Below are 25,781 nucleotides of genomic sequence, written 5' to 3'. Positions count from 1 at the left end.
TATTTCTATAGTTGGAAAAAGAAGATATGACAAGCCTGAACGAGCTTTTAAGCAAAATTCGTGAGCTTCTAAAAAAAGTGCTGGCGTAACTGCCGGTCTTTTCTTCTGTTTCCACAGTTGAAGAATTTATGTCATTTTTTTCGCGATTAACCCGAACAGTCGGGAATAACAAAACCCACAAAATCGTTAATAGAGCCGGTAGCGCTAAAACCTTGCCCCTTAAACCTGAGCCGAAAACTGACGGTAAAGCGGCTTTTGAAGCCGAAACTCAGGCCAGAGAGATTGTTTTTGCGGCCAAGGAAGAAGCCATTAAAATCCGGGCGGCGGCCGAGGACGAAGCCAGGAGGTTACGTCAGGAAGTAGTGGAACTGGAAAGACGTCTGGCCCAGAAAGAAGAGGCTTTAGATCAAAAAACGGCCAGCTTAAATTCGCAGCTGCAGCAGACCGAACAAACCCGGGAAGAAGTTGAAAAAATTAAAGCTGATCAGCTTGCGCGGTTGCAAAAAATTGCCGGCCTGTCCGTTGACGAAGCCAAAGAAAAAATTCTATCAGCCGTCGAAGAGAGTTCCCGAAGCGAAGCCGGAAAGATGATCAGGGCAGTTTTAGACGAAGCCAAAGAAGAGGCCGATACTAAAGCCAGGGAAATTATTGTTTCCGAAATGATCCATGGAGCCACGGACCTGGTGGCGGAATATACCGTTTCTACAGTGACTGTTCCTAATGAAGAAGTTAAAGGAAGAATTATCGGTAAGGAAGGCCGCAATATCCGGGCTTTTGAGAAAGCGACCGGAGTGGATGTAGAACTAGATGAAGAAGGAGTGATTAGACTTTCCAGTTTTGATTCTGTCCGTCGGGAGGTTGCCCGGGTTTCCCTGGAACGCTTGATCCGGGATACCAGAATCCAACCCGCAAGAATAGAAGAAGTGGTAGCTCAGGTTAAGCGGGAAATTGAAAGAATTATTGCGGATGAAGGGGAAAAATTATGCCACAGTGTCGGAGTCTATAATCTGCCGCGGCCGATTGTGGAGCTCCTGGGAAAATTCAAATACCGTTTCTCTTATGGCCAGAACATGATTGTTCATACCACGGAAGAAACAAAAATCGGGATTGCCATCGCGCAGGAAATCGGTGCGGATGTAAATATCGTTCGTCTGGGATGTTTACTTCACGACATCGGAAAAGTTATTGATTCCGAGGAAGGATCACATGCTGCCTTGGGGGCTCAGTTTTTGCGCAAGTTTGGCATTCCAGAGAAAGTTATTGCCTGTGTCGAAGAGCATCATGAAGAAAAACCTTTCTCTTCGGCTGAGTCGATGATCGTCTATCTGGCTGACGCTATTTCCGGATCACGGCCAGGAGCCAGATATGAAGACCTGGAAAGATATTTGACACGCATGAAACAACTGGAAGAGATTTGTAAAAGTTTTTCGGGAGTTTCGGAGGCTTGGGTTTTTCAAGCCGGGCGGGAAGTTCGAGTCCTGGTTTCTCCGGAAAAAGTTAACGATAACGAAGCAGCTGCCATTGCCTTTAAAATTAAAGAGCGAATTGAACAGGAAATTAAGGAATTTCCGGGGCAAATTAAAATTACGGTCATCCGGGAGCTACGGGTGGCTGAAACCGCCAAATAATAGATAATGGCCGCAAAAAAAGTTCTTCTAATCGCCTTGGGATTATTCATCCTTATGGCCACAGTTGTGGGAGCAAAATACTTGGCTGATAAACAATCTCCGGAGTTAGGATCACTTCAGATCGATTCCATCCCTAGCACTGAAGTTGTCATTGACGGAAAAGCCGTGGGAAAAACGCCATATCTGGCAGAAAAAATAAAGCCAGGTGAATATCAAATAAAACTTCAGGCTTGGGAAAATAAAGTAAAAGTATTGCCGGGAGTTTTAACTTATGTCAGCCAAGAGCTGGCCTCTTTGCCAGAAGATTCTGCCGGCCAGATTCTGACTTTGGAAAAGCTACCGACGGATCGTTTTTCGGAGCTAGCTGTTGTTTCTGATCCTGACGGGGCTTCAGTATCAATTGATGGTTTGGAAAAAGGACGGGCCTCGGCGGTTTTTAAAGATCTAACTTCGGGAGACAAGGTAGTAATCATTTCTTTGTCCGGTTACGCTGATCAGATTATTCATGCCCGGCTCGTTGCCGGTTTCCGGCTAAATGCAATTGTGAAACTGCGCAAATTAACCTTTGAACCGCAGCGGCAAATCAAATCCACCGCGGAACTAATTGCCAGCCCCAGCTCAGACTTAACCGAAACCAGCGCCTTGATCGCTTCAAGTTCGGCAACAGTTAAAGACAACCCGCTGGGTTTTGTCAGGGTTAGAAAAACTCCTGATTACACGGCTGAGGAATTAGGAAAAATTTATCCCGGCGAAAAGTACCCCGTAATGATGCAGAATGATAATTGGGTGGAAATTCGCTGGAAAGATAAGGAAGGTTGGGTCGCAAAGGATTATTTATTGATAACGTAGATCGTCGTAAAGAGCATTAAACCCAAAACGGTGGCGGTAATGATCAGGGCTTTGTCAGACAACAAAACTTTCTCCGGCGACTCGCCCTCATTCTTTTCATAAATTAACTGTAAGTAGCGCATAATTCCATAAATGACTAACGGAATTGTCAACATGATCCACTTTCTCCCCTGCAACGCGTCTAAATTATATTGGTCAAAAAGGTCGCCAATGCGCTGGCGCAAAATAGGGGGACGCTGCAAAAAAGTGTAAAACGCGTAGGTGATCCAGGCGGAGTTGGCAAACATCGAAATATAGACATCAAGCATTTTTTCACTGTAGCGGGACAGGGTTGCCCGGGTTTTAATTGGAACAGTTCCGCTCCAGCCGGAAAGCAAAGTCAGTTCCGACCGGCGTTTACCGATAGCCAAGAACAAAGAGACTGAAATAACTGTCAGGAATAACCAGATATCAATATGAAAGCCGGTGGCAATTTCTCCGGCAAAAACCCGCAGAATAAAACTTCCGGCAATGGCCAAAATATCCAGCAGGATGACATTTTTCAAATACATGCTGTAGGAAAATTGCAGAAGATAAAAGGCAATTATCGTAAAAAAGAAAGCGGTGCTAATAGTTGCCGCCATTATTAAGGCAATAATGCTGGCCAGGATTGCGGCGGTAATTGCCAGTTTTTGATTTAATTTTCCGCTAGCCAGAGGGCGATTCTTTTTAAACGGATGAAGCCGGTCTTTTTCCAGATCACGAAGATCGTTAAAAATGTACATGCTAGAGGAAGCAGCGCAAAAAGCCAAAAAGGCGACAAAGCTGGTAAGTAGTAATTGCGGATTAAGAATTTCGCCGGTGAAAAAAATTGCGGCAAAAATTGTCAGATTTTTTATCCATTGACGGGGGCGGGCTTCCCGAAAAAGGTAGTAGAGAGTTTGAGCCATAAAATTAATCCTCCAACAACAATAGCGACAACCAGAAAAGTAAAGAATTTCTGCTTGGCATTAACATTCAGGGCAATTATCCCCAATATAGCAGAGACAAACCAGTAAAACAAGGCAATCCGCCGCTTACTCCAGCCGGCATCCAGGAGTCGATGATGAAGATGATTGCGGCTGGCCATCATAGGATTCTTTTTTGACAAAAGATCAGCAGTCTTAACAAAAATGGCATCAATTAAAGGAATACCCAACACTAAAATTGCCGTACCCAGTTTCGCCGTAGTGAGAATAGCCAAGGTTCCCAATAAAAACCCGGCCAGAGATTTACCGCCATAGCCCGGCATAATCTTTTGGGGGAAAAAATTCCAGGGAAGAAATCCCAGGTAACTTCCGGCGGTAACGAAAGCCAGAGCGGTTCCTGTCCAGGCCGGGAAATTATCAATCGAAATCAGATTAAACGAGAGGATACCAATAAAAACTGCGGAGATAGCTACAAATCCAGGCAACTGTCCGTCAACACCTCCACTCCAGCCAACCATATTCATACACCAGGCCAGCCAGATAATGGCCAGCAGATCAGCCACCGGCAAGATGCTGTGTTTTCCTAAGAATTCAAAAGACCAGCGGATGGTGTCAAAATGCATGACCCCGCCGCTTATTGGATTGGTGATGAAACCAATGCCAGCCCCGCCGGCGACAGCCAGAATCGCCGCCAGAATATTTACCCCGAAACGAATATACGGATGGACATCACGATAGTCGTCAATTAAACCGACGGCTACCAACAATCCCGCTCCCAGCAGAATACCCACAATTCCTTTGGCAAACGGAATAAACATCGCGGCTGTCAGCACTAATCCAAAATACAAAGCCAATCCGCCAGCCCGGGGAATAATTCTTTGTTCAGTGTGGGCGGGGTGAGGTCTTTTTGTCGGATCGTCAATAAGGCCGAAATAGTTTGCTATCTGGATGACAGCTGGAACTGAGATAAAAGTTAAGATTGCAGAAATAAGGAGGGGTAAGAAAGCAATGTTTTTAAAAAGCGGCCAGTTCATTTAATCAAATTAATAATATTTACTGTGGTAATGGCAGCTAAAAGAGAAACAAGGGCGGCAGTACCGCCGAGGAGGTAGGAGCTAACCCGGTCATTGACATGAAAGTTAATTGCCAGGCCAAAATTGAAAATTCCCAATAATAAAGTTCCGGCCAGGGGAATAAAAATATAACTTTTAGCCGCCAGCTGGTCTTCACCCCAGTTACGGCTGTAGAAAAGCGGAATTTGGCTCGGAAGCAGGCGGAAATTAAACGCTGCAAAAATCGTTGCCAGAAGCAGAGGGACAAACCACACAATTATGAAAAGCCGGATAAAATTATCCGCCGCGGCGCTTTGCGACCAGGTAGTAAATTTTTCTTTGGCCCGGAAGTCTTGAAATTTCCGAAAGCCCGTCGGGTTAAAATCAGGTCGTTTGAATGAGCGGCTGGTTTTAAATTTTGGCATAAATGCGCCGGATGCCGGCAGAAACAGCTTCTTCCTTAATTATTTTAAACCTTCCGATTTCTTTGGTGTTGGCCACATGCGGGCCGCCGCAAATTTCTTTGCTGAAATTTCCAAAAGAATAAACCGTTACTTTTTCCGGATATCTTTCTTTGAAAAACGCCAGCGCGCCTGACTTGATCGATTCGTCATAGGTCAAAATTTCTTTTTTTTGTTCCAGGCCTTTGGCAATTTGTTCATTAACAATATCTTCTACCCGTTTAATCTCTTCGGGAGTCAGTTTTTGCGGATGAGAAAAGTCGAAGCGAAGGCGTTCACTGGTAAGATTGGATCCTTCTTGATGAACATGTTCTCCCAAGACTTGCCGTAACGCGGCCTGAAGAAGGTGGGTAGCACTATGATATCTGGTTACGGTTTCGGAGTGATCGACTAAACCGCCTCTAAACATCCCGGCGGAGGCGGTTCTTGAAAGCTCCTGATGTTTTTGAAATTCATTTTTAAATTCTTCCTGATCAACTTTTTGTCCTTTCTGGTTAGCCAGCTCTGCTGTTAATTCCCAGGGAAAACCAAAAGTTTGAAATAAATTGAAGGCGTCTCTACCAGTAATAGTATTTATTTTTTCAAATTCCCGCAGACCTTTATCTAACGTTTTTTCGAACCGCTGGATTTCTTCTAAAAGTACTTTGCTGATCATCTCACGGTTCGAAACAAGATCAGGGTAAACTCCGGACATTATTTCAATAAAAATACTGGCAATTTCGTTTAAACTTTCTGGATTGATTCCAAGTTGCTTTGCCTGAACAACTGATCGACGGATCAAACGGCGAAGGATATAACCTTGTTGTTTGTTTGACGGCAAAACACTATCGGAAATGGCAAAAACAGACGCGCGAATGTGATCAGCGATAATTCTAAATGATCTTAAGTTTTGCTTATATTTTTTTCCTGAAAGTTGTTCCAGTCTTTCGATGACCGGCATCCAAAGTTCTGTAAGGTAGTCATCGTCAAAACCGTTAACCACAGCTAAAGTTCTTTCTAACCCCATTCCGGTATCAACATTTTGTTGCTTCAGTTTTTCAAACTTTCCATCAGTAGTTTTGTTATATTCCATAAAGACGTTGTTCCAAATTTCAGAAAATTCGCCGCTATTCATTTTGTAATGCATTTCGGTATCGGGGCCGCATGGGCCAGTTTCTCCTGCTGGGCCCCACCAGTTATCCTTTTTGCCTAAAAACTTAATTCTGTCTTTTGGTATACCCAACGACTCCCAAACTTTAGCGCTAAATTCGTCTTTAGGCGCATCTTTATCGCCGGTGAAGCAGGTAATTGTTAAATTATTGGGGTCAAGCTTTAAGTCTTTTGTTAAAAATTCATAGGACCACTCAATGGCCTCCTTCTTGAAATAATCTCCTAAAGACCAATTGCCAAGCATTTCAAAAAAAGTGTGGTGAATGGGATCACCGACTTCGTCGATATCGTCAGTGCGGATAACTTTTTGAACATCAACCAGACGCTTACCGGAAGGATGCGGTTGACCAAGTAAGTATGGTACCAGGGGATGCATACCGGCCGTAATAAAGAGAACCGAGGGGTCGTTTTCCGGTACAAGGCTAGCGCTGGGAATAACTCCGTGTCCGCGGTCTTTCCAAAACGCCAAAAACTTATCTCGTAGCTCCAAATGAGTCATGAGTCAATTATACACGAATTGAGGCTATTTGTGGCGTTTTATACCCTTAAACAAACGGGGTTTAGCAGAAGCTTTTTCAATTTGTTTGCCCAGCGAGGCGACAGCTACGCCGAGCTTGTCCACCTTCTCCACGACGGCATCTTTGGCGGCGTCGCTAGCTTCACCAATAGTCATACTGGAAACTTCGTCCTTAACTTTCTGAACTTCATCCACGACAGTTTCATATTCTTCGGAGAGATTTTCCCGGACATCTCCCAAAGCATCCTCCAGTTGATCGAAAAAATCGGGATATTTTTCCCGGACATTATCCCGGATTTCCTTGCCCTTTTTAGTTCCGAACAGAAAAGTTATTCCGGCACCAAGAGCCGCGCCGATGGCTAAGCCGGTTATTAAGCCTCCGCTACTTTTGTTTTCGGACATATTAGTCTTTCTCCTTCGGTCTTTTCTCTGTTAAAGCTTTAACAATGGCTGATCCGCCTTTCACACCTAATAGCATTGTTGATAAAGTGCTTATCGGTTTGCTGACGGACTCGGAAATAACCCCAGTATCGTCCAGAACTTTGTTAGCTTTCGTCAGGGTTTGGCGAAACTCTCGCAGGATAAAATACACCTGCACGCAGATAATCGAAAGCATAACGGTAATGATGACGATGACAAAAACGAGAAGAAATTGGGTTGCGTCTACCATAGGCAGTTCATTTTTCTAAGCGTAAATTCCGGGTAATTGTTGTTTGCCGGTGGAATTTGTTGCTTGCAATAATAGTAATGGTGTTGAGGCCGGGTGTCAAGTCAATTTTAGTGCTGAAAGTTCCGTTTTCGTTAATACTAACGGCTTGATTATTAATCATTAAAGTAGCGTCGGGATCGGTTTTTCCGGTTACTTCAATTTCGTCGGTGTTAACGACGGCGTTTTTAGCCGGAGTGTCCAGAGCCAGGGCCGGAGAGCCGGCAAAACTGAGGTAGGAATAGACCAAATAGACAAAAAATAAAATTACCAGGATCATGACCCCGACTCCGGTAAACGATAATGAAGAAAAAGGAGACTTGGGCGTCGGCGGAGCGGGATTTTTCACTGGCAGGGTGGAAATTTTTTCTTCGTTAACCTGGCGGCGGTAGAAAGCCAGAGTATCGTCGACGGACAGTCCTAAAAAAGCCGCGTAATTTTTAATAAAGCCTTTAGTAAAAGTCCCCGGCGGCAGTTTGGAGAACTCGTTTTTTTCCAGAGCTTCCAGAAACTTCCGGCGGATTTTGGTGGCTTTTTCCGCCTGTTCTAAAGTTAATTTTTTCCGGTTACGGGCATTAGTCAGAATGTCTCCAACAGTAGTCATAAAAGTTATCTCCTAAGCGGGTTCGGAGGAAGTCTCTGTGGTGGTTGCTTGACCTTGGTTGGCGAAATATTCATCGGCGTTTCTCACCAACACATCTCTTGGTTTACTTCCTTCGCCCGGCCCCACTATACCTAATTCTTCCAAAGTGTCAAGGATGCGGGCGGCGCGGGCATAGCCGATGGAGAGTTTTCTTTGTAATAATGACGCTGAAGCGCGGTCATACTGGCAAACAATCCTGATTGCCTGATCGACCAGAGGATCGCCTCCTGATGCGGTTGTTTGTTTGCCGCCCGGTCCGGATTTAGTGATTGTCTGCATAGAAGTAACCTCTTCGGTATATTGCACCGGCTCACCGCGGCTTTTGAGCCAATCAACCAGCTTGTGAACTTCACCGTCAGAAACAAACGCGCCCTGGATCCGGCTAGGTTTGCTTTGATCCGGAGGAATATAGAGCATGTCGCCTTTGCCCAGTAATTTTTCCGCACCGGGGGTATCAATAATAACCCGTGAATCAATCATGGAGGTCACATTAAAGGCCATGCGGGCGGGAATATTGGCTTTTATTAAACCGGTTAAAACATCAACGCTTGGCCGTTGGGTGGACAGAACTAAGTGAATTCCGGTGGCCCGGGCCATTTGCGCCAGACGGCAAATAGCATCTTCAACCTCAACCGGGGCAAACATCATAACATCGGCCATCTCGTCAATGAAAATTACCAGGTACGGTAGCGAGGTGAACCCGGCCATTTCGTTGTAACCTTCCAAGTTGCGTACACCGACTGAAGCGAAAAGTTTATACCGGCGCTCCATTTCGGTAATCGCCCACTTTAGAGCCGACAGAACCTTGTCCACTTCAACAATAACCGGTGTAAGCAGATGGGGAATACCGTTATATAAGGATAGTTCCACGCGTTTCGGATCGACCATAATCAGTTTTAGTTCCGAAGGAGAATTGCGGTATAAAAGCGAAGTGAGAAAAGCGTTAATGGCCACCGATTTACCGCTGCCGGTAGAGCCGGCAATAAGTAAATGCGGCATTTTGGCAATGTCGGCTACTTTGGGGTTGCCGGAAACATCCAGACCCAAGGCAACGGCCAATTTACTCTTTGACTGCTGCATGGCGTCAGATTCCAGCATTTTTCGAATACTGACAAACTCCGGTGAACGGTTGGGGATTTCAATCCCAACCATGCTGCGGCCGGGAATCGGGGCTTCAATCCGCAACTGTCCCGGAGCTGCCAAAGCCAAAGCCAGATCATTTTGCAGCGTGGTAATCTTGGATAATTTGGTTCCCAGGGCAATTTCCAGGGCGTACTGGGTGACGGCCGGGCCGGTATTGACCTCGGCCACATGGGCGGTAATGCCAAAAGACTCCAGAGTGTTTTCGATAACCGTGGCGTTGTGTTTAATGTCTCCCCGGTCAGCTTTGCCGCCGGCGCTGTCGGATAAAAGTGACAGCGGCGGATATTCCCAGATTTTGGCTTCGCCGTTTTCAGTCGGAGGAGCATTTTGAATCATGCGTTCCGGTTGCTGAGCAGCGGCCGTTAGTGGCGGTGGAGTGTTAATTTTTGGACCCTGAGCCGGCGTGGGTGCCGGCGCGCCTGGTTTAGTATTAATTCCCGGCTGGTCTTTAACCTGACTGTCTTTAATAAAAACCGGGGCGGGTTTTTTGCCCGGCCGGGCGAAAAATTTGGCCACGGCGCCAATGATATCGCCGATAATTTCGACGACTTCGCCAAAGGAAAGTTGGAAAAGAATGGTGGCGCCCAAAAGAGCTAAGAGCAAAAGGATGAAAAAGACCATGATGCTTAGAGGAATGAGAGTATAAATTGTCTGAAAAACACTGGTACCAAAATTTCCCGATTGTGACAAGCCTAAAAGAGCGGTGACAATTAAGAAATATCCTAAAACCGCATTGGTCTTCGCCAGGGAAATTTTAATTTTGGCAAACATTAAAGCCAGCTGCAGGAGAGTAAAAACTAAAAGAATCCGGCCCCAGCCAAAATAAAGCGAAAATAGAGCGTTAATCCGGCTTAGAATTTTCCCCTCAGGAAGAATCAGGGAAACAACTACTAAGACCGCAGTTCCGAACAATCCCAGGGCAACGATAGAATAGATTGTCTGTTTACGAAGTTTTAGCTTGAACGGAGATCTCCTTCGGCTCATAGGCAGTAAATTATGCCCTTTCAATATACCATTTCTCTGCCTATTTTTACACTTCAACAATTACCGGAAGGATCAGGGGGCGGCGGTGGGTAGCTTCGAAGAGAAATTTCTCGAGATGGTCAGTGATGTGTCGGCGTAAAAAGCGGAAGTCAGACATGGGCCCTTGGTGGTCGGCGAGGGTGTCCCGGACGACTTGTTTGGCTTCACCGATTAGCTCATCTGACTCTTTCATATAGACAAATCCCCGGGAAACAATATCCACATTGCCCACAATCTTGCCCGTGGCTTTTTCTACCGGCACAATGACCATAACCACTCCGTCCGCGGACATAGTTAATCGGTCGCGAAGAACAACATTGCCAACATCACCAACGCCCAGACCATCAATCAAAATATTTTTCACTTCTACAAAGCCGTCGACTTTGGCTTTGCCACTCTCGATGTTAACTATCTGGCCTTCGGACGGAGTAATAATCTGTTCCGGTTTATAGCCGCTATCGATCGCCAGTTTGGCGTAGTGTTTAATATGTCTAATGGTGCCGCCAATTGGCCAGACATATTTTGGTTTGACTAAATTAAGCATAAGTTTCAAACCGTCCGCGGCTTCGTGGCCGGAGACATGGACATCGTCCAAGATGGCGGAATAATATACTTCGGCTCCGGCTTTAATGAGGGTGTCAATCAGCTGGTCGACAGCCGATTCGCTGCCGGGAATCGGATCCTGAGAGAAGACCACCACATCACCTTCGTTAATTTTTATCTTATGTTCGCCGTTGGCAATTCGAGAAAGAGCAGAATTGTCCTGTCCTTGAGAGCCGGTCGCCAGAACCATGATTTGGTTTGCCGGATAGCGGCTAACATCCTCAATCCGAATAATCTTGTCTTTGGGCAAAGTCAGATAGCCCAGGCGAACGGCTACCTCGGCGTTTTGTTCAATGCTTCTTCCGGCAAAAACAATTTTGCGGTTATGTCTTTGGGCCACATTGACGGCCTGTTGAATGCGGCTGATATTTGATGATGTTGTTGTAATAAAAAACTTTCCCCGGCATTTTTGGATTTGTTGTTCAAAAGTTTCCTCAATTTTTTGTTCCGAGAGGGTGTAGCCGGACTTTTCTACCCGGACGCAGTCGGACATTAAAAGTTCCACGCCGTTATATCCGGCGTTGGCAATCTTTTGCACTTCCGTTGGGTAGCCGTCAACCGGGGTCCAGTCAAACTTAAAATCAGAACCGTAATAGACGACACCGGCCGGAGTTTTAATAATCAGGTTCGAGGAGTCGGGAATTGAGTGAGCGACATGAACAAAACTGACGGAAAAACTGCCCGCCTGGATAGGACTTTTTAAGTCAGCAACGCGCCAATCAGCCTTGATGCCGGCCTCTTCGCATTTAATCTGGGCAAGACCGATGGTTAACTTTGTGCCGTAAATAGGAATTCGTGGTAACTCCGGCAGTATGTAGGGTAAGGCTCCGCGATGGTCCTCGTGGCCATGGCTTAAAAACATCGCCCGGATCTTATTCTTTTTATCCTTCAGGTAGGTGATGTCGGGGATGATCAGATCGATCCCAGGCATATTTTCGTCGGGAAAGGCGATACCGCAATCGACAATAATAATATCCTGGTCGGTTTCAAAAACATACATGTTTTTGGTGACATCGACACCGCCCAGGGAAATAATGCGCAGTTTTTCGCCTTTAGCCTGGAAAGTCTGCATTTGTTGTTTTGGTTTCGGTCTGCTAAAAAAAGCCATGTCCTTTAAAAATTCTAATAATTAAGAAACAAGATACAAACTAATAACTAATATTTAATATTTAATAATTTGAATTTGATTTGTTTCTTGTCTCTTGTTTCTTGGTTATTAATTTAGACTAGTTTGAGCTGCTCGCTATCTTTTTTCTCTTCCTTCGCTTCAGTTTTTTGTGTCGCTTCGTGTTTGTCTACCAACTCTTTTAGCTTGGCGAAATCGTCTTTGAATGTCTGCATCACGTGCGGATCGCGCAGGGCCGCGGCCGGATGGAACATTGGGAATATTATACGAGTTTTGCCGTTCCATTTTATAGTCCTGGGTTGGCCGTGAATTCTGGTGATGCTGGCTCCTTGCCCCAGGAATTTATACATCGAGTATCTTCCCAGAGTGACGATAAACTTTGGATCGATAACTTCAATCTGTTCATCAAGAAATGGCCGGAAATACTCGATCTCCTGCGGAGTCGGGTCGCGGTTTTCCGGCGGCCGGAACTTAACAATATTGGTAATAAAAACATCTTTTTCGTTAAAGCCGTTGGCAGCCATGGTCTTGCGTAGTAATTGTCCTGACACGCCGACAAACGGCCGTCTTTGTTGGTTTTCATGAAAGCCCGGAGCTTCCCCAATAAACAGGACTTCGCTGTCCGGATTGCCCTCGCCGGGAACCGGGTTACTGCCAAAAGATTCCATCGGTCCGCCTTTGGTCGCAGCTATTTCTTTAGCTATTTCTTCTAGTTTCTGTTGTTTATCCATTATTGCGGCAGGTATTGCGGCAGGTTTTGTTCATTAATAGTTACTTGCTGCACTTCTCCCGAAACTATTTGTAAAGCGGTTTTGCGAACCATATTATTGATGGTCCGCTCTAAAGTCCGAATGCCGCCGTCAAAACCCAGCGGCCGGACAATTTTGGGCCAAACTGCCTGGTCAATGGAAAGTTTGTCCGCAGTCAGTTTGGCTTCTTCCAAAGCTCTAGGTAAGACGAAATCTTTTCCAATAGTGATTTTTTCTTCGTCAGAGTACGACGGCATAGAGATTAGTTCTAGTCTGTCGAGTACTGCCGTAGAAATATTCGTCGAGTTGTTGGCGGTCACAATGAAAAGCACTTCAGATAGATCAAACGGGTAATCGAGAAAATGGTCCGTGTAGGCGCTATTTTGGCCGGGATCCAATAGTTCTACTAATACACCCATAATTGTAGCTCTGGCAGCCTCATCCACGCGGTCAATTTCATCAAGTAAAATAACGGGATTTTTGGTGCCCGCCCGGCGCAGGGCTTTGATAATCGCTCCTGGTTCGGCATCCGGGTAGGCTCTTGATTGTCCTCTCAGGTACAACGCATCGCCAATGCCGCCAAAGGGAATTCTTTCAAATTTGCGTCCCATGGCTTCGGCCACGGAAGAAGCTAAAGTTGTCTTGCCGGTACCAACAAGACCAATTAAAGCCATAATCGGCGCCCGGCCGGAAGGGTTTAGTTTTCTTACGGCTAAATATTCTAAAATTCTTTCCTTGGCGCTTTGCAGGCCGTAGTGTTTTTTGTTTAGTAATTCCTTAGCATGATTTAAATCGAGAATGTCGTCTGATTTTTTGTTCCAGGGCAGGGCAGTGATCCAGTCAATGTACCGGTTGGTGTTATCAAACTCCACAACATAATTTCCGCCCATTTTGGCGATCCGGTCGAGCCGTTCGACCATGCCTTTAGCTTTTTCCAGCAACTCCGGCGGTAGTTGGACGCTTCCTATCTTTTGTTGTAGTACAGCAATCTCTCCAGTCTGAGGGTTATCCATAGAATCAGTATATCATCAAGGAGCGCTATCTTTTCCGGGGGACTTTGTCGCCTTCGGCGCGGGCTTTGGAAATGCCTATGGCCACGGCTTGTTTACGGCTTTTGACCTTTTTGTTGCTGTGGCCGCCGATTTTCAGTTCTCCCAAGCCATACTGGTGCATCACCTTAGAAATGGTTTTTTGCGCCTTCTTGCCGTATTTAGCCATGAGAAAAATATTAGATAACAACATTAATAGGGCAATAGGAAGGAAGTAAGAAAGGTTTAATATCGGTCTCGTCTTCCGCCGCGATTTCTGTCAAAGCCGCCTCTGCCGCCGAAGCCACTGCGTCTTGGTCCGCTAAAACCGCCGCGTGGTCGGAAGCCACCCGGTTGCTGGCCCATTGGCGGTTGAGCGTTTTCGTCTTTCGGGCCCCAGTACATAGCCAGGTTAAGCCGGCCCATTTCGTCAATTTCCATGACCCGGACTTTCACTTTCTGGCCAATGTGGACCACTTCTTCCGGGTTGCCCACATAACCGGAAGTCATTCTCGAAACATGAACCAGACCCTCTTTGCCGGGCAAAACTTCGACAAAAGCGCCAAACGGTAAAATGCGTTTTACTTCGCCTTCAAATTCTTCGCCGGGTTGCAGTTCCCTTGTTTGACCGTCAATCCAGGCTCTGGCCTGTTCGACGGCAGCTTCATCGATGGCGGAAATGGTCACCGTGCCGTCATCCTCAATGTCCACGGCGGCGCCGGTTGTCGCGATAATGTTTTTGATGTTTTTGCCGCCCGGGCCAATGACTTCCCCGATTTTGTCTACCGGGATTTTCATCGTGACCACTTTCGGCGCGTATTGGCTGACCGCTTTACGGCTTTCCGGAATTACCACGAGCATTTTCTTTAAGATTTCCAGCCGGCCTTCGCGGGCTTGAGCCAAAATTTCCTTAACCATTTTCATGGTCAAGCCGCGGAATTTATCATTTAATTTAATGTCCAACTGAATGGCAGTAATGCCTGTTTCGGTTCCGGCAACCTTAAAATCCATGTTGCCGTAAAAATCTTCTTCACCGCGCAGGTCGGTTAAAATCGCATATTCACTCGTGCTTTCGGCAATCAGACCCATGGCCACGCCTGAAACGGGAGCCAAAATCGGTACACCCGCATCCATCAGAGCCAAAGTTGAGCCGCAGGTCGAACCCATAGAACTCGAGCCGTTTTGTGACAAGACTTCAGAAACCACGCGGATGGTGTAAGGGAATTGTTCCTCAGTCGGGATGACCGGTTCCAAAGCTCTTTCAGCGAGGGCACCGTGGCCAATTTCCCGCCGGCCTAAACCGCCAATGCGGCCCACTTCACCGGAAGAATACGGCGGGGCATTATAGTGATGAATGTATCTTTTTTCTTCCATGCCTTCCGCCGTCTCAATCCATTGTTCCAGAGAAGGATTTGCCAAAGTGACCACGGAGAGCACTTGGGTTAAGCCTCTTTGGAATAAGCCGGAACCGTGGGTGCGGGGAAGCAGTCCTACTTCGGCAGAAATCGGGCGGATATCCGCGAATTTCCGGCCGTCAACCCGTTTTTTGGTTTCCAGGGTCTTTTTGCGCAAAGCTTTTTTAAACAGATAATCGACAATTTGGGGAATCTGGTTTTTGTTAGGATTTTCCGCGTACTCTTCAGTTAAAGCCTTTTTATATTCTTCCACTCTCGAGCCGTCCATCTTACTCTCCGGGCTTTTGATTTCGACAAACTCTTCAATTTCTTTGCCATGCTTTTTTTCAATTTCGTGGATCAGGTCCTCGTCCAAAGCTATGGATTTGTAGGGATATTTATCCTGGCCGGCTTCTTTTTGGATATCTTTAATAAACTCCACAATTTTTTGGTCTTCTTCCAGGGCTTTTTCCACGGCAGTATTAGCTTTGTCTTCCGGCAGCTGCTTGGCTCCGGCTTCAATCATAATGACGCCGTCGGCGCTGGAAGAAACGACCAAATCTAAATCAGAAAATTCCATTTCCGGGGTCAGAGGATTAACCACATACCCGGCATCATCTTTGGAAACATATCCCATCCGGACAGCCGCGACCGGCCCGTTCCAGGGAATGTTGGAAACAGCCAAAGCCATAGAGACCGCATTTAAAGCCAAAACATCATGATCGTTGGCGTTGTCGGTGGAAAGCAAAGTCACAATAATCTGAACTTCGTTAGCCATGTCTTTAGGGAAGAGCGGGCGAATGGAGCGGTCAATCAACCGGTTGGTTAAAATGGCCTCATCGGTCGGGCGGCCTTCGCGTTTGACCCAGCGGGAACCCTTAATGATGCCGCCGGCGTAAAGCCTTTCCACAAAATCGACGGTAACCGGAGCTCCGCCATCACTGTAAGCTTTTTCGGCGCCAAGCATAACAGTGGCTAAAACCTCAGTATCGCCATAGCGGGCGATCACCGACGCGTTAGCTTGTGGTGCCACTTTATTAATTTCGAAAGAGAGTTCGCGTCCTGCGACTTCAATCTTTTTCGTGATACTTTTTTTCATTCAGTTCTATTCGTGGACAAAGAAGAAGAAAAATTCTTTTACTTCGTCAACTCTAATGCAGCCACGATTTTGGTGTATCTATCGTTTGCTTTCTTCGAGAGGTAGTTTAACAGACGGCGCCGCTTGGACACAATAGTCAAAAGGCCCCGGCGCGAATGGACATCGTGGCTGTGCTTTTTGAGATGTTCCGTAAGATTTTGAATTCTCTGAGTTAAAAGGGCCACCTGGACTTCCGGAGAACCGGTATCGCCTTTGCCCTGCGAGAATTTCTCGATAATCTTTTTCTTGTCGTCAAGCTGTAAAGCCATATCTGTATTTTACCTTATCTTAATTTTCTTGTCCAGAAGCGCTTCTAACTAACTGAAGTGCCTTTGTAAGATTTGGGGCCGAGCCAGTCGGAAGGAACGCCCTGGTTACTGGACGCTGGTTGCTGATTATTAGTATTTAGTATATTTTGTGGTTGGACTGGATTGGCCTGGGTAGGTGGGACTTGGTTCATATTTGGTTGAACAGCCGGCTGCTGAGGAGCAGTTTTGGGTTTAGCGCTTCTCAGGCAGATAGCCGCGGCTTCAAAGGTGGCAGCCGCCACTTTCGGTGACTGGAAATTTTGGGTGGCAGCCCGAATACCCTGATATAAATTCCCGGCGATGTCGGTGTCGATCTGCGCATTCACGGCCCGCAGGAAAAAGGTCACGATTTCCGAGATGGAAGCGGCGTCCGGTTCAACCAGATTAAATTTGCCGTAATCTTTGTTCGGATCATGATTATCGATGTTAATAATCGGGGTTGAAGCTAGCAAATTGGCGTCATAAAGCTGACCCAGCTGGGTCGGTTCCAAAACTTCCACGGTAAAAATCAAATCGGCGGCAGCACCGGTAAAGCTAAAGGTAAAATTCTTCGGATCCGGGGCGTAACCTTCGCGCGGAGTAATTGTCAGTTTGAAAGCGTCATCCAGGGTTCCGGCCTGACCCTGGTCTTCCAGATAGGTGACTTTTTCAAAATCGCCCAGGTTGTAAGGTTTATAAGTTAACAACAGATTCTTTCCGGCCAGGCTGGTTTTAACTTGATCGATACCCACCAAATTGGCGACCTCGACCAGAGGTTGAGATTCCATCGCCACGGTCACGTCTTTGCCCATTTTAGCCATTGCCAGATATAAAGCTAAAGTAGAAGCCATGGTGTCGACGGAAGGGTTGGTGTGGGTTAAGATAAGCACCCGGCGGGCGCCGGCGACTAAATTTTGAATTTGTTGCAGGTCCTCGTTGGTCATACAATTCTATAGGCCATTATATCATCTCCGGCCCGGAAGTCAATTTGAGGCTCCAGTAAAATCCCGCACTCTTTACCTTTTTCGACCTTATTGGTCTCTTCTTTGCCGGTTCGCAGGGATTTGATTTTGCTTTCGCCGACAGCCGTGTTTTCTCCTGAAACCCGGCGGGTTACCCGCACCAAATCGCCTCGCGCCACCCGTCCGTCAGTGACTTTGGTGCCGGCCACGCGCATTTTTTCGTAAGGAAACTCGGCAATAATTTCTCCCGTGCCCAAGACTTCCTCTGTTGTTTCCGGCGCCAGCATCCCGGCCGCCGCGTCTTTAAGCTCATCGAGAAGTTCATAAATTATCTTGTATGTTCGCACTAAGACTTTTTCCGTCTGGGCAAGCTTGGTAGCAGCCGGAGCAACCCTCACATTAAAGCCAAGAATGATAGCTTTAGTCGGTTTGGCCAATAAAACGTCCGCCTCGCTGATTTCTCCGGTTCCGGACTGCAAAACATTAACATTGGCCGGAATTTGGGCGCTGAGAGCTTCCAATGAACCCAAAGTATCCGTTTTTAAAATCAAGTTAAGCGCGCCTTCTTCCGCTTTAACCTGAGGTTTGGCTTCTTTGGCCGCACCTACCGGCGGGACCTTCTGTAAACCTAAGACTTCTACCGGTGTGCCTGGCCCAGCTTCGGCAATATTTTTGCCCTGATAATCAATCAGCGCCCGGATTTTACTGGTCTGATTATCAATCGTAATTTCCTGGCCGACTTTCAGGGAGCCGCTTCGGATAACCAGTGTCGCCACCGGTCCGCGGTTTTTGTCCAGTTTTGACTCAATTACGGCAAATTCCAACGGACCGTTAGGGTCGCTTTTTATCTCGGCAATATCCGCGACTAAGCCGATTAAGTCCAGAAGTTCTTTAATGCCTTCTTTTTTCTTGGCGGAAATTTTAATAAAGGGTACGCTGCCGCCGTAAGTTTCCAGAAGAACGTTATGGCGCAATAAATCTTTAACGACTTTGTCAAAATTGGCTTCGGGCAAATCAATTTTGTTAATAGCCACGATGTAGGGAATTTTAGCAGCCTGGATAATTTTGATGCTTTCGGCAGTTTGCGGCATGACAGAATCGTTAGCGGCCACGACTAAAATCGCGATATCGGCAACATTGGCTCCGCGCGAACGCATTTGGGAAAAGGCTTCATGGCCGGGAGTATCAATAAAGGTAAGTTTTTTTCCGTCGGGAGTTTCTACCTGATATGCTCCGATGCCCTGAGTAATTCCGCCGTATTCTTTTGAAGCTACATCTGCACTGCGGATCGCATCCAGAAGGGTAGTTTTGCCGTGATCAACATGACCCAGGACGACAATAATGGGTGGTCGTGATTGCATAGAAATTGGGCGTTACTCGGCTGCATTTTGATTCTCGCTTTTCGCGCTTTGCTCGACTTCCGCTTTTTTCTCTTCTCTTTTTTCTTCGTCTTTTGTCCCTTCGGCTTTTACTTCATCTTTCTTTGCATACTCAGCTTTTCCTTTAATATCAATTTTCCATTCACCCAGAAGTTTGGCGGCCAAGCGGACATTTTGGCCTTCCCGGCCAATGGCCAGAGATAACTGATCGTCGGGGACCAGGGCAATGGCCGTTTTTTCTTCCTGGTTTAAGATGACTTCAATATCTTTGGCCGGAGCCAAAGCAGCAGCAATTAAAGCAGCAGTATCTTCCGTGTATTGAATAACATCCACTTTTTCATTGCCGCCCAGTTCGTTAATGACGGCCTGAACCCGGACGCCTTTTTGACCGACTGACGCGCCGACCGGATCAACCCCGGATTGGGTGGAGGCGACGGCCAGTTTGGTGCGGCCGCCGGCTTCGCGGGCGATCAGTTTAATTATGACAGCGCCCGATTGGAATTCCGGCACTTCCTTGCGGAAAAGTTCAACGACCAGGTTCTCGGAAGCGCGGGAAACGACCACTTCCTGGCCCCGGGCCGATTCGCGGATTTCTTTAATGTAAAAAATGAGTCTCTGGTTTAAGCGATAGTGTTCCGCCGGATTTTGTTCAGCAGGCGGCATGACGGCCTCTGCCCGGCCGATATCGATAATAATATTTGGTCCGTCAAAGCGCAGCACCATTCCGGAAACAGCGGTCCCGATTCGCTGCGAAAAATCTTCAATCACAGCCTTTTTCTCCGCTTCGCGGATTTTTTGGCGGAGAACTTGACCAGCAGTTTGGGCGGCAATCCGGCCAAAACCCGGTGGAGTGACATCTTCGCCCCGGGAGCCGTCTTCTTTCTTACGGTAAATTCTGGCTTCGCCGGTGTTCGAATCGACGGACGCGACAAACTGTTCCACTTCCACGACCTCGCCATACATAGCCCGGTCTTTGCGATAGGCCATAAGCATCGCTTCTTCAATGTTAGCCAAAATCGTCTCCACCGAGATATTGCGCTCGGAAGCGACTTGGTTTAAAGCTAAAGCAAATTCTGATCGGACTTGTGCCGGCATAAATTTATCAAAATAAAAGGCGGGATTTCTCCCACCTGCAATTCCTACCTAACTTGGATTTATTGTAACACTAGTAAAACCATCGCGTCAAGGAGTGGGCGGATTGTGGTATGATTCCCGACATGACAACAAGGTTCCGAGCGCCGGAAGGCCATCCGATTGATGTTTGTGTCGGAGGTAAGGACGGTGTCAGGCCGAAAAGAATCGGTAAAAGTATAGTAGAAATCGGGGATAACCATTTTGCTTACATAAGATTTAGAGGCCTAAGAAAAGAGATGACCATTAAAGATCGGTCTGATTATGGATCTATGAATAGAGCAACGGTAAATTACTGCGGAAGTTATTATGATGTTACCGAAAAGACGGGGGCTTTTGAGGTTCCGGGAATGCCGGGATCGGCAGTGAATTATGACGGCCCGTCAACTCGAGTTAAACTTTTCAACCCCGATTTTCTCAACCGCCAATTCTAACTCCCGCGAATAACGTTATTATTAACGTTTTTGATAATCTTGTTCTTTAAAACCACCCGCTTCTTTTTTTAGAGGATTTGCGCAGTTCTTCGAGAAGATCGCGCTGTTCGGAAGAAACTCGAGAGGGGATTTTGACTTTGACGCGGACATATTCGTCACCGACATGGCTGCTGTTTGGCAGCTTTACGCCTCGGCCGCGTAATCGAATCATGGTATCCGGTTGTGTTCCTGCCGGTACTTTAATAGTCACCGGACCATCAATAGTCGGGACCTCTAAAGTCGTCCCTAGAACGGCGCTGGGATAATCAATTTCGGACGTAACATAGATATTTGGTCCTTCGCGTTGGAAAGTTTTATCTGGTCTGACAGATAAGACAATATCGAAATTGCCAAAGCGGACCCGGGTGCCTTCATCGACACCAGCCGGGATTTTAATTTTCATTTCTTTGCCGTTGATTTCAATCTGTTTTTCCGCGCCTTTGACGGCATCCATGAAAGAAATTTCCAATTGATAGGCCGGCCGTCTTTGGCGTCTGGGACCCCCGGTGAAACCGCCGCCGAAAAACTGTTCAAAAATCTCAAACGGATCGGAAAAGCCGCCACCAAACGCGCCTTCAAAGGGATTTTCCCCGGCGTTGCCGCCGTAAGTTCGATACGAATAGGTAAATGGTCCTTGCTGGCCCTGTCCACCAAAACCTCCGGCAAAGGGATTACCTTGGAAGCCTTGGCCTTGTTGAAAAGCAGCTGATCCAAACTGATCATAGGTTTGGCGTTTTTGAGGATTCGACAAAACCTCGTACGCTTCGTTCACCTCTTTAAATTTCTCGCTGGCTTCCGGGGCTTTATTACGGTCCGGATGCCATTGCAGAGCCGCTTTGCGGTAAGCGGCTTTAATCTCCGCGTCCGTGGCGTTTTTGGAAACTCCTAAAGTCTGGTAAAAATCTTTATCTGCCATAAAAAAGAGTAATCACTAATATACAAATCAAAAGTAATATACAAATCTACGAATTAATTCGTATATTAGTATATTTGTCTAGAATTCGTATATTCGTGATTACTCTACAACCTCTCCCTCTACTGTCCCGCCTTTCTTGGGTTCTTCTTTTGGCTGTTCCTGACTATCCGGTCCGGCCTGGCCGCCTGAGGCGGGTCCGCCTTGGGCGGACTGCTGTGATTGGTACATTGCCTGGCCAATTTTCTGGAGGGATTGCGATAAGTCATCGGCTTTGGTCTTAATGGCGGCCAAATCTTCGCCTTTCATGGCTTCTTTGACGGCGGTAATCTTGTCTTCTACCTCTTTTTTGACCTCGGCCGGAACTTTGTCGCCGGCATCTTTGAGAGTCTTTTCAGCGGTAAAGACCAGACTGTCGGCATTATTTTTCGCCTCAATGCCTTCTTTTTTCTTTTGGTCCTCCGAAGCATGCATTTCCGCCTCTTTGGTCATCTTTTCCACTTCGTCTTTGGACAGACCCGTGGAACCGGTGATCTTGATGCTTTGCTCTTTACCCGTGGCCTTGTCTTTGGCCTTGACCGAGAGGATTCCGCTCGCATCAATATCGAAGGTGACCTCGACTTGAGGCACTCCTCTTGGTGCCGGGGGAATCCCGTCAAGGACAAATCGCCCCAGGGATTTATTATCCGCGGCCATCGGCCGTTCACCCTGGAGGACATTAATTTCCACCTGGGTCTGGTTGTCCGCGGCCGTGCTGAAAATCTGCGATTTGGACGACGGAATCGTTGTGTTTCTGGCAATTAGCGGGGTAGAGACTCCGCCCAGCGTCTCGATACCCAGCGTCAGCGGGGTAACATCCAGTAACAGGACATCTTTGACCTCGCCGCCAAGAACTCCACCCTGAACCGCCGCTCCCACGGCCACGACTTCGTCCGGATTAACACTCTTGTTTGGTTCTTTGCCGAAGAACTTCGACACCACTTCGACGACTTTGGGCATGCGGGTCATCCCGCCGACCAGCACCACTTCGTCAATGTCGCCGACTTTTTTATTGGCATCGGCGAGGGCTTTTTTGACCGGTTCCAGGGATTTTTGGATCAGGTCATCAACTACCTGTTCCAGTTTAGCCCGGGTCAGTTTCATGGTCAGATGCAGGGGGCCGTTTGGTCCCTGAGTAATAAAGGGCTGATTAATTTCCACTTCGGTGGCTGAAGACAGTTCGATCTTGGCTTTTTCCGCCGCCTCGCGTAATCTTTGCAGGGCCTGCGGATCTTTACGCAGATCGATCTGGTTTTCTTTCTTAAACTCGTCGGCGATGTAGTCGAGAATCTTTTTGTCGAAGTCATCGCCGCCCAGATGAGTGTCGCCATTAGTGGACTTTACTTCATACACTCCTTCACCTAGCTCCAGGATGGAAATGTCAAAAGTGCCGCCGCCCAGGTCATAAACGGCAATAGTGTGGGCGTTTTTCTTATCCAGGCCATAGGCCAAAGCCGCGGCCGTCGGCTCGTTAATAATCCGCAACACTTCCAGCCCGGCAATTTCCCCGGCTTGTTTGGTTGCCTGGCGCTGGGAATCGTCAAAATACGCGGGGACGGTAATCACCGCCTGGGTAACTTTGCCGCCCAGATAGCTTTCGGCGTCTGCTTTAATTTTCTGGAGGATCATGGCGGAAATTTCCTGCGGGGTAAAGGTTCGGCCTCCAACCTCCACATCAGCCATGTCGTCCCGGCCGGCTTTAATCGTGTATGGCAACCATTTAATATCATATTGCACTGACTGGTCGGAAAACTTACGGCCCATAAGCCGCTTTATGGAAAAGATAGTTTCTTTGGGTTTAAGGACCATCTGCCGTTTGGCGACATCGCCGACGACATGAGTAATCGGATCGACCACAGAAGGGATGACATTGCGGCCTTCAGCGCTATAAATAACTTTTGGGGCGCCGCCTTCCATGACTGCAACGCAACTGTTAGTGGTACCTAAATCGATGCCGATTATTTTGGCCATATTTTTTAAAAATTAAATAAATAACTAACTATCGCTATGGGACCCCTCGCTATTGCTTGGGGTGGTGGTGCTGACGACCACTTTTGCCGGCCGAATAATTTTCCCGTTTAGTTTATACCCTTTTTGTAAGATCCTGGTAACTTGGTGGTCTTCCTCTCCGGGTTCAACCTGAACTGCTTCCATGTCCGCCGGGTTGAATTCCTGCCCGGCAACCTCAATTTCCTCTAATCCATTATTTTTAAAAATGGTCTTCATTTTGTCAATAATAATTTTCAGGCCTTCATCCTGAAGATGTTCCTGGGCTTTTTCCAAGTCATCAACAATTTCCAGTAATTTTATGATTAACCCCTGATTGGCAAACTTGATAAATTCATCCCGCCAGGTCTGGGTTTGTTTTTCCAGATTTTGATAATCGGCCAGGGAACGCAAATACTTATTATTTAGTTCCGCCACCTGAGCTTCCAATTCTTCAATCTTTTTTTCCAGATTATGATCCTGAGCCTTGGTCATAAATTATCCCAGCAACTGATTAAGTAAATCCCCAAAATAATTCACGGCCGGGACCAGCCGCGGATAATTGAGCCGGTAAGGCCCGACGACGCCGATCGCGCCGTGATGTTTATCCGGAGTCCCGAAGTGCTGAAAAACTACAGCGCAGGACGAGAGATAGTCCGAGCCCAGATCTTCGCCCAAGAGGACATGGGTGATCTTGCCGGAATCGTCATTAGCCTGGCCGAAAATCTTGTTGAGATAATCAAAATGATCTAACAGAGACAAAACGTTGCGGGTTAAATCGATATCAAAAAATTCCGGCATGTCCAAAATGTTGGCGGTGCCAGAATAATAAATATCCCCGTCAGAATCTGCCGCGACGGCCAAAGATTGGGTGGTGGCAGCCAATTCCCGGGTGGCTTCGCGCAAAGCTTTTTCAAACTGGGTTTTATAGTCCATAACCTTCTCCTTAATTTTGACTTCGTCGGTAACGGAAAGATTTTTAGGCTGCATTAAGTTGGCAACATAAAGACGCAAGGCTTTGGGGGTGGGAGTGCGGCCGGCGCTGGTATGGATCTGTTTGAGATAACCTTTGTCCGTTAAAGCGGCCATTTCGTTTCTTAAAGTGGCAGGGGAGACACCGAGGGCGAATTTTTTGTCCAGCTTTTCCGAACCCACCGGTTCGGCGGTTTCGATGTATTCCTCAATAATGTGCTTGAGGATTTTAATTTGTCTTGAAGTCAAATCTTCCATTCTGGATACTGGTTACTGGAAACTGGATGCTAGTTTTTCTGACTAGAAACTAGTCTCTAGCTACCAGTGAACAAGATTGGCACTAAGATACCATGAGTGCTAACTCTTGTCAATAGGGATTATCGGCAGCCGAGAGGTTGGTAAAAACTTTGAGGGATTGCCGACGAATAACGGATTTTTGTGGCCAGATCGACGCCCACATAGCGCCAGTGCCAGGGTTCGAAAGTGTAGCCGCTGCGCGTTATTTGGTTAGAGCGGTAGGACATGACAAACCCGAATTTTTGGGCGTTTTGGTCCAGCCAGGTCCAGGCGGCGGAGGGATAAAGAATATTAAAATCGACCGCGGTGCCCAGCTGGTGTTCGGAGTACCCAGCCGGAGCGGCGGTTAAATTTCCCCGGTGCCTCTGATCATAAATGGTCTTTTGCTGGCTATAGGTGCGATAGGTAGAGTCAATGGTAATATCCAGTCCCCTTCGGCGCATGGCCGCAAGCAAATTAGTTAAATAAGTTGCTGCTTCGGCCCGGACCGGAAAACCTTCAACTTCCGTTAAATCTGCTGGAGCGTAGTCAGCCGGCAAGCCATGGAATTTATCTACTAAAATATCCAGATCATTAAAACCGTGGCACGTTTTGTTTGCGGCGTCGCCTAAAATTTTTTGTTCCGCTGGAATTTGCCGGTTGCCCGTTTCGTCAGTCGGAGCCTGTGAGCTTTTCGGACTGAGAATACTATTATTAGCAGCCGTCGCGCCGAAATGCAGGGGAATGAGCTTAACGGTGAGAACCAAAAGAAGAAAAACGGCCAGTGAGGCAGCAAATTTGGTCACTTAACCATGCTAGAATATTTTTCGAGGTCTTGACAAGGAGGATTAACTTTTTTACAATCGCACTCATAAGACTTGATTGCTAATTTTCTATGGCAAAAGCAAACAAAAACAAGCAAAATATCCAGCCACTATTTGATAATGTTTTAGTTAAACCTCTTCGCCCGGAAGAGAAAACTGCTTCTGGTATCTACCTTCCAGAAACAGCCCAAGAGAAACCTCAGATGGCTGAAGTTGTTGCGGTTGGGCCAGGTACCACTGACGAAAATGGAAAATTTGTTGCTATGCAGGTTAAAGTCGGAGACACAGTTCTTTATAAAAAATGGGGTGGCGACGAAATCAAAATTGGTTTTGAAGACTGGATTCTCTTGAAACAGGAAAATATACTAGCAATAGTAAAATAA

26 protein-coding genes are annotated in these 25,781 nt (G+C 47.0%); 4 read left to right on the top strand and 22 right to left on the bottom strand.

What is annotated here, in order from left to right:
- Positions 1 to 128 precede the first annotated feature (128 nt).
- Both rny and M1403_02045 read left to right on the top strand, forming a co-directional pair.
- Positions 129 to 1,628: a ribonuclease Y gene (rny, locus tag M1403_02050; GenBank protein ID MCL4397791.1), complete on the top strand. Its 1,500-nt coding sequence runs from the start codon at positions 129 to 131 to the stop codon at positions 1,626 to 1,628.
- A gap of 6 nt (positions 1,629 to 1,634) precedes the next feature.
- A complete protein-coding gene (locus M1403_02045; protein ID MCL4397790.1) occupies positions 1,635 to 2,477 on the top strand; it encodes a PEGA domain-containing protein in 843 nt (280 codons plus the stop codon).
- Here the strand turns inward: M1403_02045 and M1403_02040 are convergent.
- The 17 genes from M1403_02040 to nusA form a co-directional block, all read right to left on the bottom strand.
- The gene (locus M1403_02040; protein MCL4397789.1) at positions 2,459 to 3,406 is read right to left on the bottom strand and encodes a UbiA prenyltransferase family protein; all 948 of its coding nucleotides are present in this window, start codon (positions 3,404 to 3,406) and stop codon (positions 2,459 to 2,461) included. The genes M1403_02045 and M1403_02040 overlap by 19 nt on opposite strands.
- Positions 3,352 to 4,458, bottom strand: a complete 1,107-nt coding sequence (locus M1403_02035) for an undecaprenyl/decaprenyl-phosphate alpha-N-acetylglucosaminyl 1-phosphate transferase (protein MCL4397788.1) — start codon at positions 4,456 to 4,458, stop codon at positions 3,352 to 3,354. The genes M1403_02040 and M1403_02035 overlap by 55 nt, the downstream gene beginning before the upstream one ends.
- Entirely contained in the window at positions 4,455 to 4,901 is a 447-nt protein-coding gene (locus tag M1403_02030; protein ID MCL4397787.1) for a hypothetical protein, read from the bottom strand. Before M1403_02030 ends, M1403_02035 begins: the two co-directional genes overlap by 4 nt.
- On the bottom strand, positions 4,888 to 6,585 hold the full coding sequence (locus M1403_02025; GenBank protein MCL4397786.1) for an alanine--tRNA ligase: 1,698 nt from the start codon (positions 6,583 to 6,585) through the stop codon (positions 4,888 to 4,890). The genes M1403_02030 and M1403_02025 overlap by 14 nt, the downstream gene beginning before the upstream one ends.
- A gap of 24 nt (positions 6,586 to 6,609) precedes the next feature.
- Positions 6,610 to 7,005 carry a YtxH domain-containing protein gene (locus M1403_02020; protein ID MCL4397785.1) on the bottom strand — a complete coding sequence of 132 codons (396 nt, stop codon included), beginning with the start codon at positions 7,003 to 7,005 and terminating at the stop codon, positions 6,610 to 6,612.
- Between the two features lies 1 nt (position 7,006).
- Positions 7,007 to 7,273 (bottom strand): hypothetical protein, encoded by a 267-nt coding sequence (locus M1403_02015; protein MCL4397784.1) that lies wholly within the window; start codon positions 7,271 to 7,273, stop codon positions 7,007 to 7,009.
- Between the two features lie 7 nt (positions 7,274 to 7,280).
- Complete coding sequence (locus tag M1403_02010) at positions 7,281 to 7,913, bottom strand: helix-turn-helix domain-containing protein (protein MCL4397783.1); 633 nt, start codon at positions 7,911 to 7,913, stop codon at positions 7,281 to 7,283.
- Between the two features lie 12 nt (positions 7,914 to 7,925).
- Positions 7,926 to 10,079 carry a DNA translocase FtsK gene (locus M1403_02005; protein ID MCL4397782.1) on the bottom strand — a complete coding sequence of 718 codons (2,154 nt, stop codon included), beginning with the start codon at positions 10,077 to 10,079 and terminating at the stop codon, positions 7,926 to 7,928.
- A 46-nt stretch (positions 10,080 to 10,125) separates the two neighbouring features.
- Positions 10,126 to 11,829, bottom strand: a complete 1,704-nt coding sequence (locus M1403_02000) for a ribonuclease J (GenBank protein ID MCL4397781.1) — start codon at positions 11,827 to 11,829, stop codon at positions 10,126 to 10,128.
- A gap of 113 nt (positions 11,830 to 11,942) precedes the next feature.
- Entirely contained in the window at positions 11,943 to 12,578 is a 636-nt protein-coding gene (locus tag M1403_01995; GenBank protein MCL4397780.1) for a uracil-DNA glycosylase, read from the bottom strand.
- A complete protein-coding gene (locus M1403_01990; GenBank protein ID MCL4397779.1) occupies positions 12,578 to 13,609 on the bottom strand; it encodes an AAA family ATPase in 1,032 nt (343 codons plus the stop codon). Before M1403_01990 ends, M1403_01995 begins: the two co-directional genes overlap by 1 nt.
- Before the next feature lie 25 nt (positions 13,610 to 13,634).
- On the bottom strand, positions 13,635 to 13,814 hold the full coding sequence (locus M1403_01985; protein MCL4397778.1) for a DUF6496 domain-containing protein: 180 nt from the start codon (positions 13,812 to 13,814) through the stop codon (positions 13,635 to 13,637).
- A 56-nt stretch (positions 13,815 to 13,870) separates the two neighbouring features.
- Positions 13,871 to 16,117: a polyribonucleotide nucleotidyltransferase gene (locus M1403_01980; protein ID MCL4397777.1), complete on the bottom strand. Its 2,247-nt coding sequence runs from the start codon at positions 16,115 to 16,117 to the stop codon at positions 13,871 to 13,873.
- A gap of 38 nt (positions 16,118 to 16,155) precedes the next feature.
- The gene (gene rpsO, locus M1403_01975; GenBank protein ID MCL4397776.1) at positions 16,156 to 16,425 is read right to left on the bottom strand and encodes a 30S ribosomal protein S15; all 270 of its coding nucleotides are present in this window, start codon (positions 16,423 to 16,425) and stop codon (positions 16,156 to 16,158) included.
- Between the two features lie 44 nt (positions 16,426 to 16,469).
- A complete protein-coding gene (locus M1403_01970; protein ID MCL4397775.1) occupies positions 16,470 to 17,387 on the bottom strand; it encodes a DHH family phosphoesterase in 918 nt (305 codons plus the stop codon).
- The gene (locus M1403_01965) at positions 17,384 to 18,766 is read right to left on the bottom strand and encodes a GTP-binding protein (GenBank protein MCL4397774.1); all 1,383 of its coding nucleotides are present in this window, start codon (positions 18,764 to 18,766) and stop codon (positions 17,384 to 17,386) included. Before M1403_01965 ends, M1403_01970 begins: the two co-directional genes overlap by 4 nt.
- A gap of 12 nt (positions 18,767 to 18,778) precedes the next feature.
- Positions 18,779 to 19,879 carry a transcription termination factor NusA gene (gene nusA / locus M1403_01960; protein ID MCL4397773.1) on the bottom strand — a complete coding sequence of 367 codons (1,101 nt, stop codon included), beginning with the start codon at positions 19,877 to 19,879 and terminating at the stop codon, positions 18,779 to 18,781.
- 122 nt (positions 19,880 to 20,001) lie between these two features.
- On the opposite strand from nusA, the gene M1403_01955 reads away from it, so the two are divergent.
- A complete protein-coding gene (locus M1403_01955) occupies positions 20,002 to 20,349 on the top strand; it encodes a hypothetical protein (GenBank protein MCL4397772.1) in 348 nt (115 codons plus the stop codon).
- A gap of 46 nt (positions 20,350 to 20,395) precedes the next feature.
- Here the strand turns inward: M1403_01955 and M1403_01950 are convergent, their stop codons facing one another.
- The 5 genes from M1403_01950 to M1403_01930 form a co-directional block, all read right to left on the bottom strand.
- Positions 20,396 to 21,304 (bottom strand): DnaJ domain-containing protein, encoded by a 909-nt coding sequence (locus tag M1403_01950; GenBank protein ID MCL4397771.1) that lies wholly within the window; start codon positions 21,302 to 21,304, stop codon positions 20,396 to 20,398.
- Between the two features lie 99 nt (positions 21,305 to 21,403).
- Positions 21,404 to 23,311: a molecular chaperone DnaK gene (gene dnaK / locus M1403_01945; GenBank protein MCL4397770.1), complete on the bottom strand. Its 1,908-nt coding sequence runs from the start codon at positions 23,309 to 23,311 to the stop codon at positions 21,404 to 21,406.
- A gap of 24 nt (positions 23,312 to 23,335) precedes the next feature.
- On the bottom strand, positions 23,336 to 23,821 hold the full coding sequence (locus M1403_01940; protein ID MCL4397769.1) for a nucleotide exchange factor GrpE: 486 nt from the start codon (positions 23,819 to 23,821) through the stop codon (positions 23,336 to 23,338).
- 3 nt (positions 23,822 to 23,824) lie between these two features.
- Complete coding sequence (locus M1403_01935) at positions 23,825 to 24,556, bottom strand: hypothetical protein (protein MCL4397768.1); 732 nt, start codon at positions 24,554 to 24,556, stop codon at positions 23,825 to 23,827.
- Positions 24,557 to 24,675: 119 nt separating this feature from the next.
- A complete protein-coding gene (locus M1403_01930) occupies positions 24,676 to 25,380 on the bottom strand; it encodes a M15 family metallopeptidase (protein ID MCL4397767.1) in 705 nt (234 codons plus the stop codon).
- An 89-nt stretch (positions 25,381 to 25,469) separates the two neighbouring features.
- Between M1403_01930 and M1403_01925 the strand changes: the two genes are divergently transcribed.
- A complete protein-coding gene (locus M1403_01925) occupies positions 25,470 to 25,781 on the top strand; it encodes a co-chaperone GroES (protein MCL4397766.1) in 312 nt (103 codons plus the stop codon).

The organism is Patescibacteria group bacterium, assembly GCA_023380635.1.
In the GTDB taxonomy this organism is placed as follows: domain Bacteria; phylum Patescibacteriota; class Microgenomatia; order JAMCZE01; family JAMCZE01; genus JAMCRP01.
Note: the sequence above shows the minus strand (reverse complement) of the source record. Positions and strands in the feature narration are given on the sequence as shown.

Bases quoted from the DNA above. Each gene is read 5' to 3' on its own strand.
- rny (MCL4397791.1), top strand. From the start codon at position 129: ATGTCATTTTTTTCGCGATTAACCCGAACAGTCGGGAATAACAAAACC.
- M1403_02045 (MCL4397790.1), top strand. From the start codon at position 1,635: ATGGCCGCAAAAAAAGTTCTTCTAATCGCCTTGGGATTATTCATCCTT.
- M1403_02040 (MCL4397789.1), bottom strand. From the start codon at position 3,406: ATGGCTCAAACTCTCTACTACCTTTTTCGGGAAGCCCGCCCCCGTCAA.
- M1403_02035 (MCL4397788.1), bottom strand. From the start codon at position 4,458: ATGAACTGGCCGCTTTTTAAAAACATTGCTTTCTTACCCCTCCTTATT.
- M1403_02030 (MCL4397787.1), bottom strand. From the start codon at position 4,901: ATGCCAAAATTTAAAACCAGCCGCTCATTCAAACGACCTGATTTTAAC.
- M1403_02025 (MCL4397786.1), bottom strand. From the start codon at position 6,585: ATGACTCATTTGGAGCTACGAGATAAGTTTTTGGCGTTTTGGAAAGAC.
- M1403_02020 (MCL4397785.1), bottom strand. From the start codon at position 7,005: ATGTCCGAAAACAAAAGTAGCGGAGGCTTAATAACCGGCTTAGCCATC.
- M1403_02015 (MCL4397784.1), bottom strand. From the start codon at position 7,273: ATGGTAGACGCAACCCAATTTCTTCTCGTTTTTGTCATCGTCATCATT.
- M1403_02010 (MCL4397783.1), bottom strand. From the start codon at position 7,913: ATGACTACTGTTGGAGACATTCTGACTAATGCCCGTAACCGGAAAAAA.
- M1403_02005 (MCL4397782.1), bottom strand. From the start codon at position 10,079: ATGAGCCGAAGGAGATCTCCGTTCAAGCTAAAACTTCGTAAACAGACA.
- M1403_02000 (MCL4397781.1), bottom strand. From the start codon at position 11,829: ATGGCTTTTTTTAGCAGACCGAAACCAAAACAACAAATGCAGACTTTC.
- M1403_01995 (MCL4397780.1), bottom strand. From the start codon at position 12,578: ATGGATAAACAACAGAAACTAGAAGAAATAGCTAAAGAAATAGCTGCG.
- M1403_01990 (MCL4397779.1), bottom strand. From the start codon at position 13,609: ATGGATAACCCTCAGACTGGAGAGATTGCTGTACTACAACAAAAGATA.
- M1403_01985 (MCL4397778.1), bottom strand. From the start codon at position 13,814: ATGGCTAAATACGGCAAGAAGGCGCAAAAAACCATTTCTAAGGTGATG.
- M1403_01980 (MCL4397777.1), bottom strand. From the start codon at position 16,117: ATGAAAAAAAGTATCACGAAAAAGATTGAAGTCGCAGGACGCGAACTC.
- rpsO (MCL4397776.1), bottom strand. From the start codon at position 16,425: ATGGCTTTACAGCTTGACGACAAGAAAAAGATTATCGAGAAATTCTCG.
- M1403_01970 (MCL4397775.1), bottom strand. From the start codon at position 17,387: ATGACCAACGAGGACCTGCAACAAATTCAAAATTTAGTCGCCGGCGCC.
- M1403_01965 (MCL4397774.1), bottom strand. From the start codon at position 18,766: ATGCAATCACGACCACCCATTATTGTCGTCCTGGGTCATGTTGATCAC.
- nusA (MCL4397773.1), bottom strand. From the start codon at position 19,879: ATGCCGGCACAAGTCCGATCAGAATTTGCTTTAGCTTTAAACCAAGTC.
- M1403_01955 (MCL4397772.1), top strand. From the start codon at position 20,002: ATGACAACAAGGTTCCGAGCGCCGGAAGGCCATCCGATTGATGTTTGT.
- M1403_01950 (MCL4397771.1), bottom strand. From the start codon at position 21,304: ATGGCAGATAAAGATTTTTACCAGACTTTAGGAGTTTCCAAAAACGCC.
- dnaK (MCL4397770.1), bottom strand. From the start codon at position 23,311: ATGGCCAAAATAATCGGCATCGATTTAGGTACCACTAACAGTTGCGTT.
- M1403_01940 (MCL4397769.1), bottom strand. From the start codon at position 23,821: ATGACCAAGGCTCAGGATCATAATCTGGAAAAAAAGATTGAAGAATTG.
- M1403_01935 (MCL4397768.1), bottom strand. From the start codon at position 24,556: ATGGAAGATTTGACTTCAAGACAAATTAAAATCCTCAAGCACATTATT.
- M1403_01925 (MCL4397766.1), top strand. From the start codon at position 25,470: ATGGCAAAAGCAAACAAAAACAAGCAAAATATCCAGCCACTATTTGAT.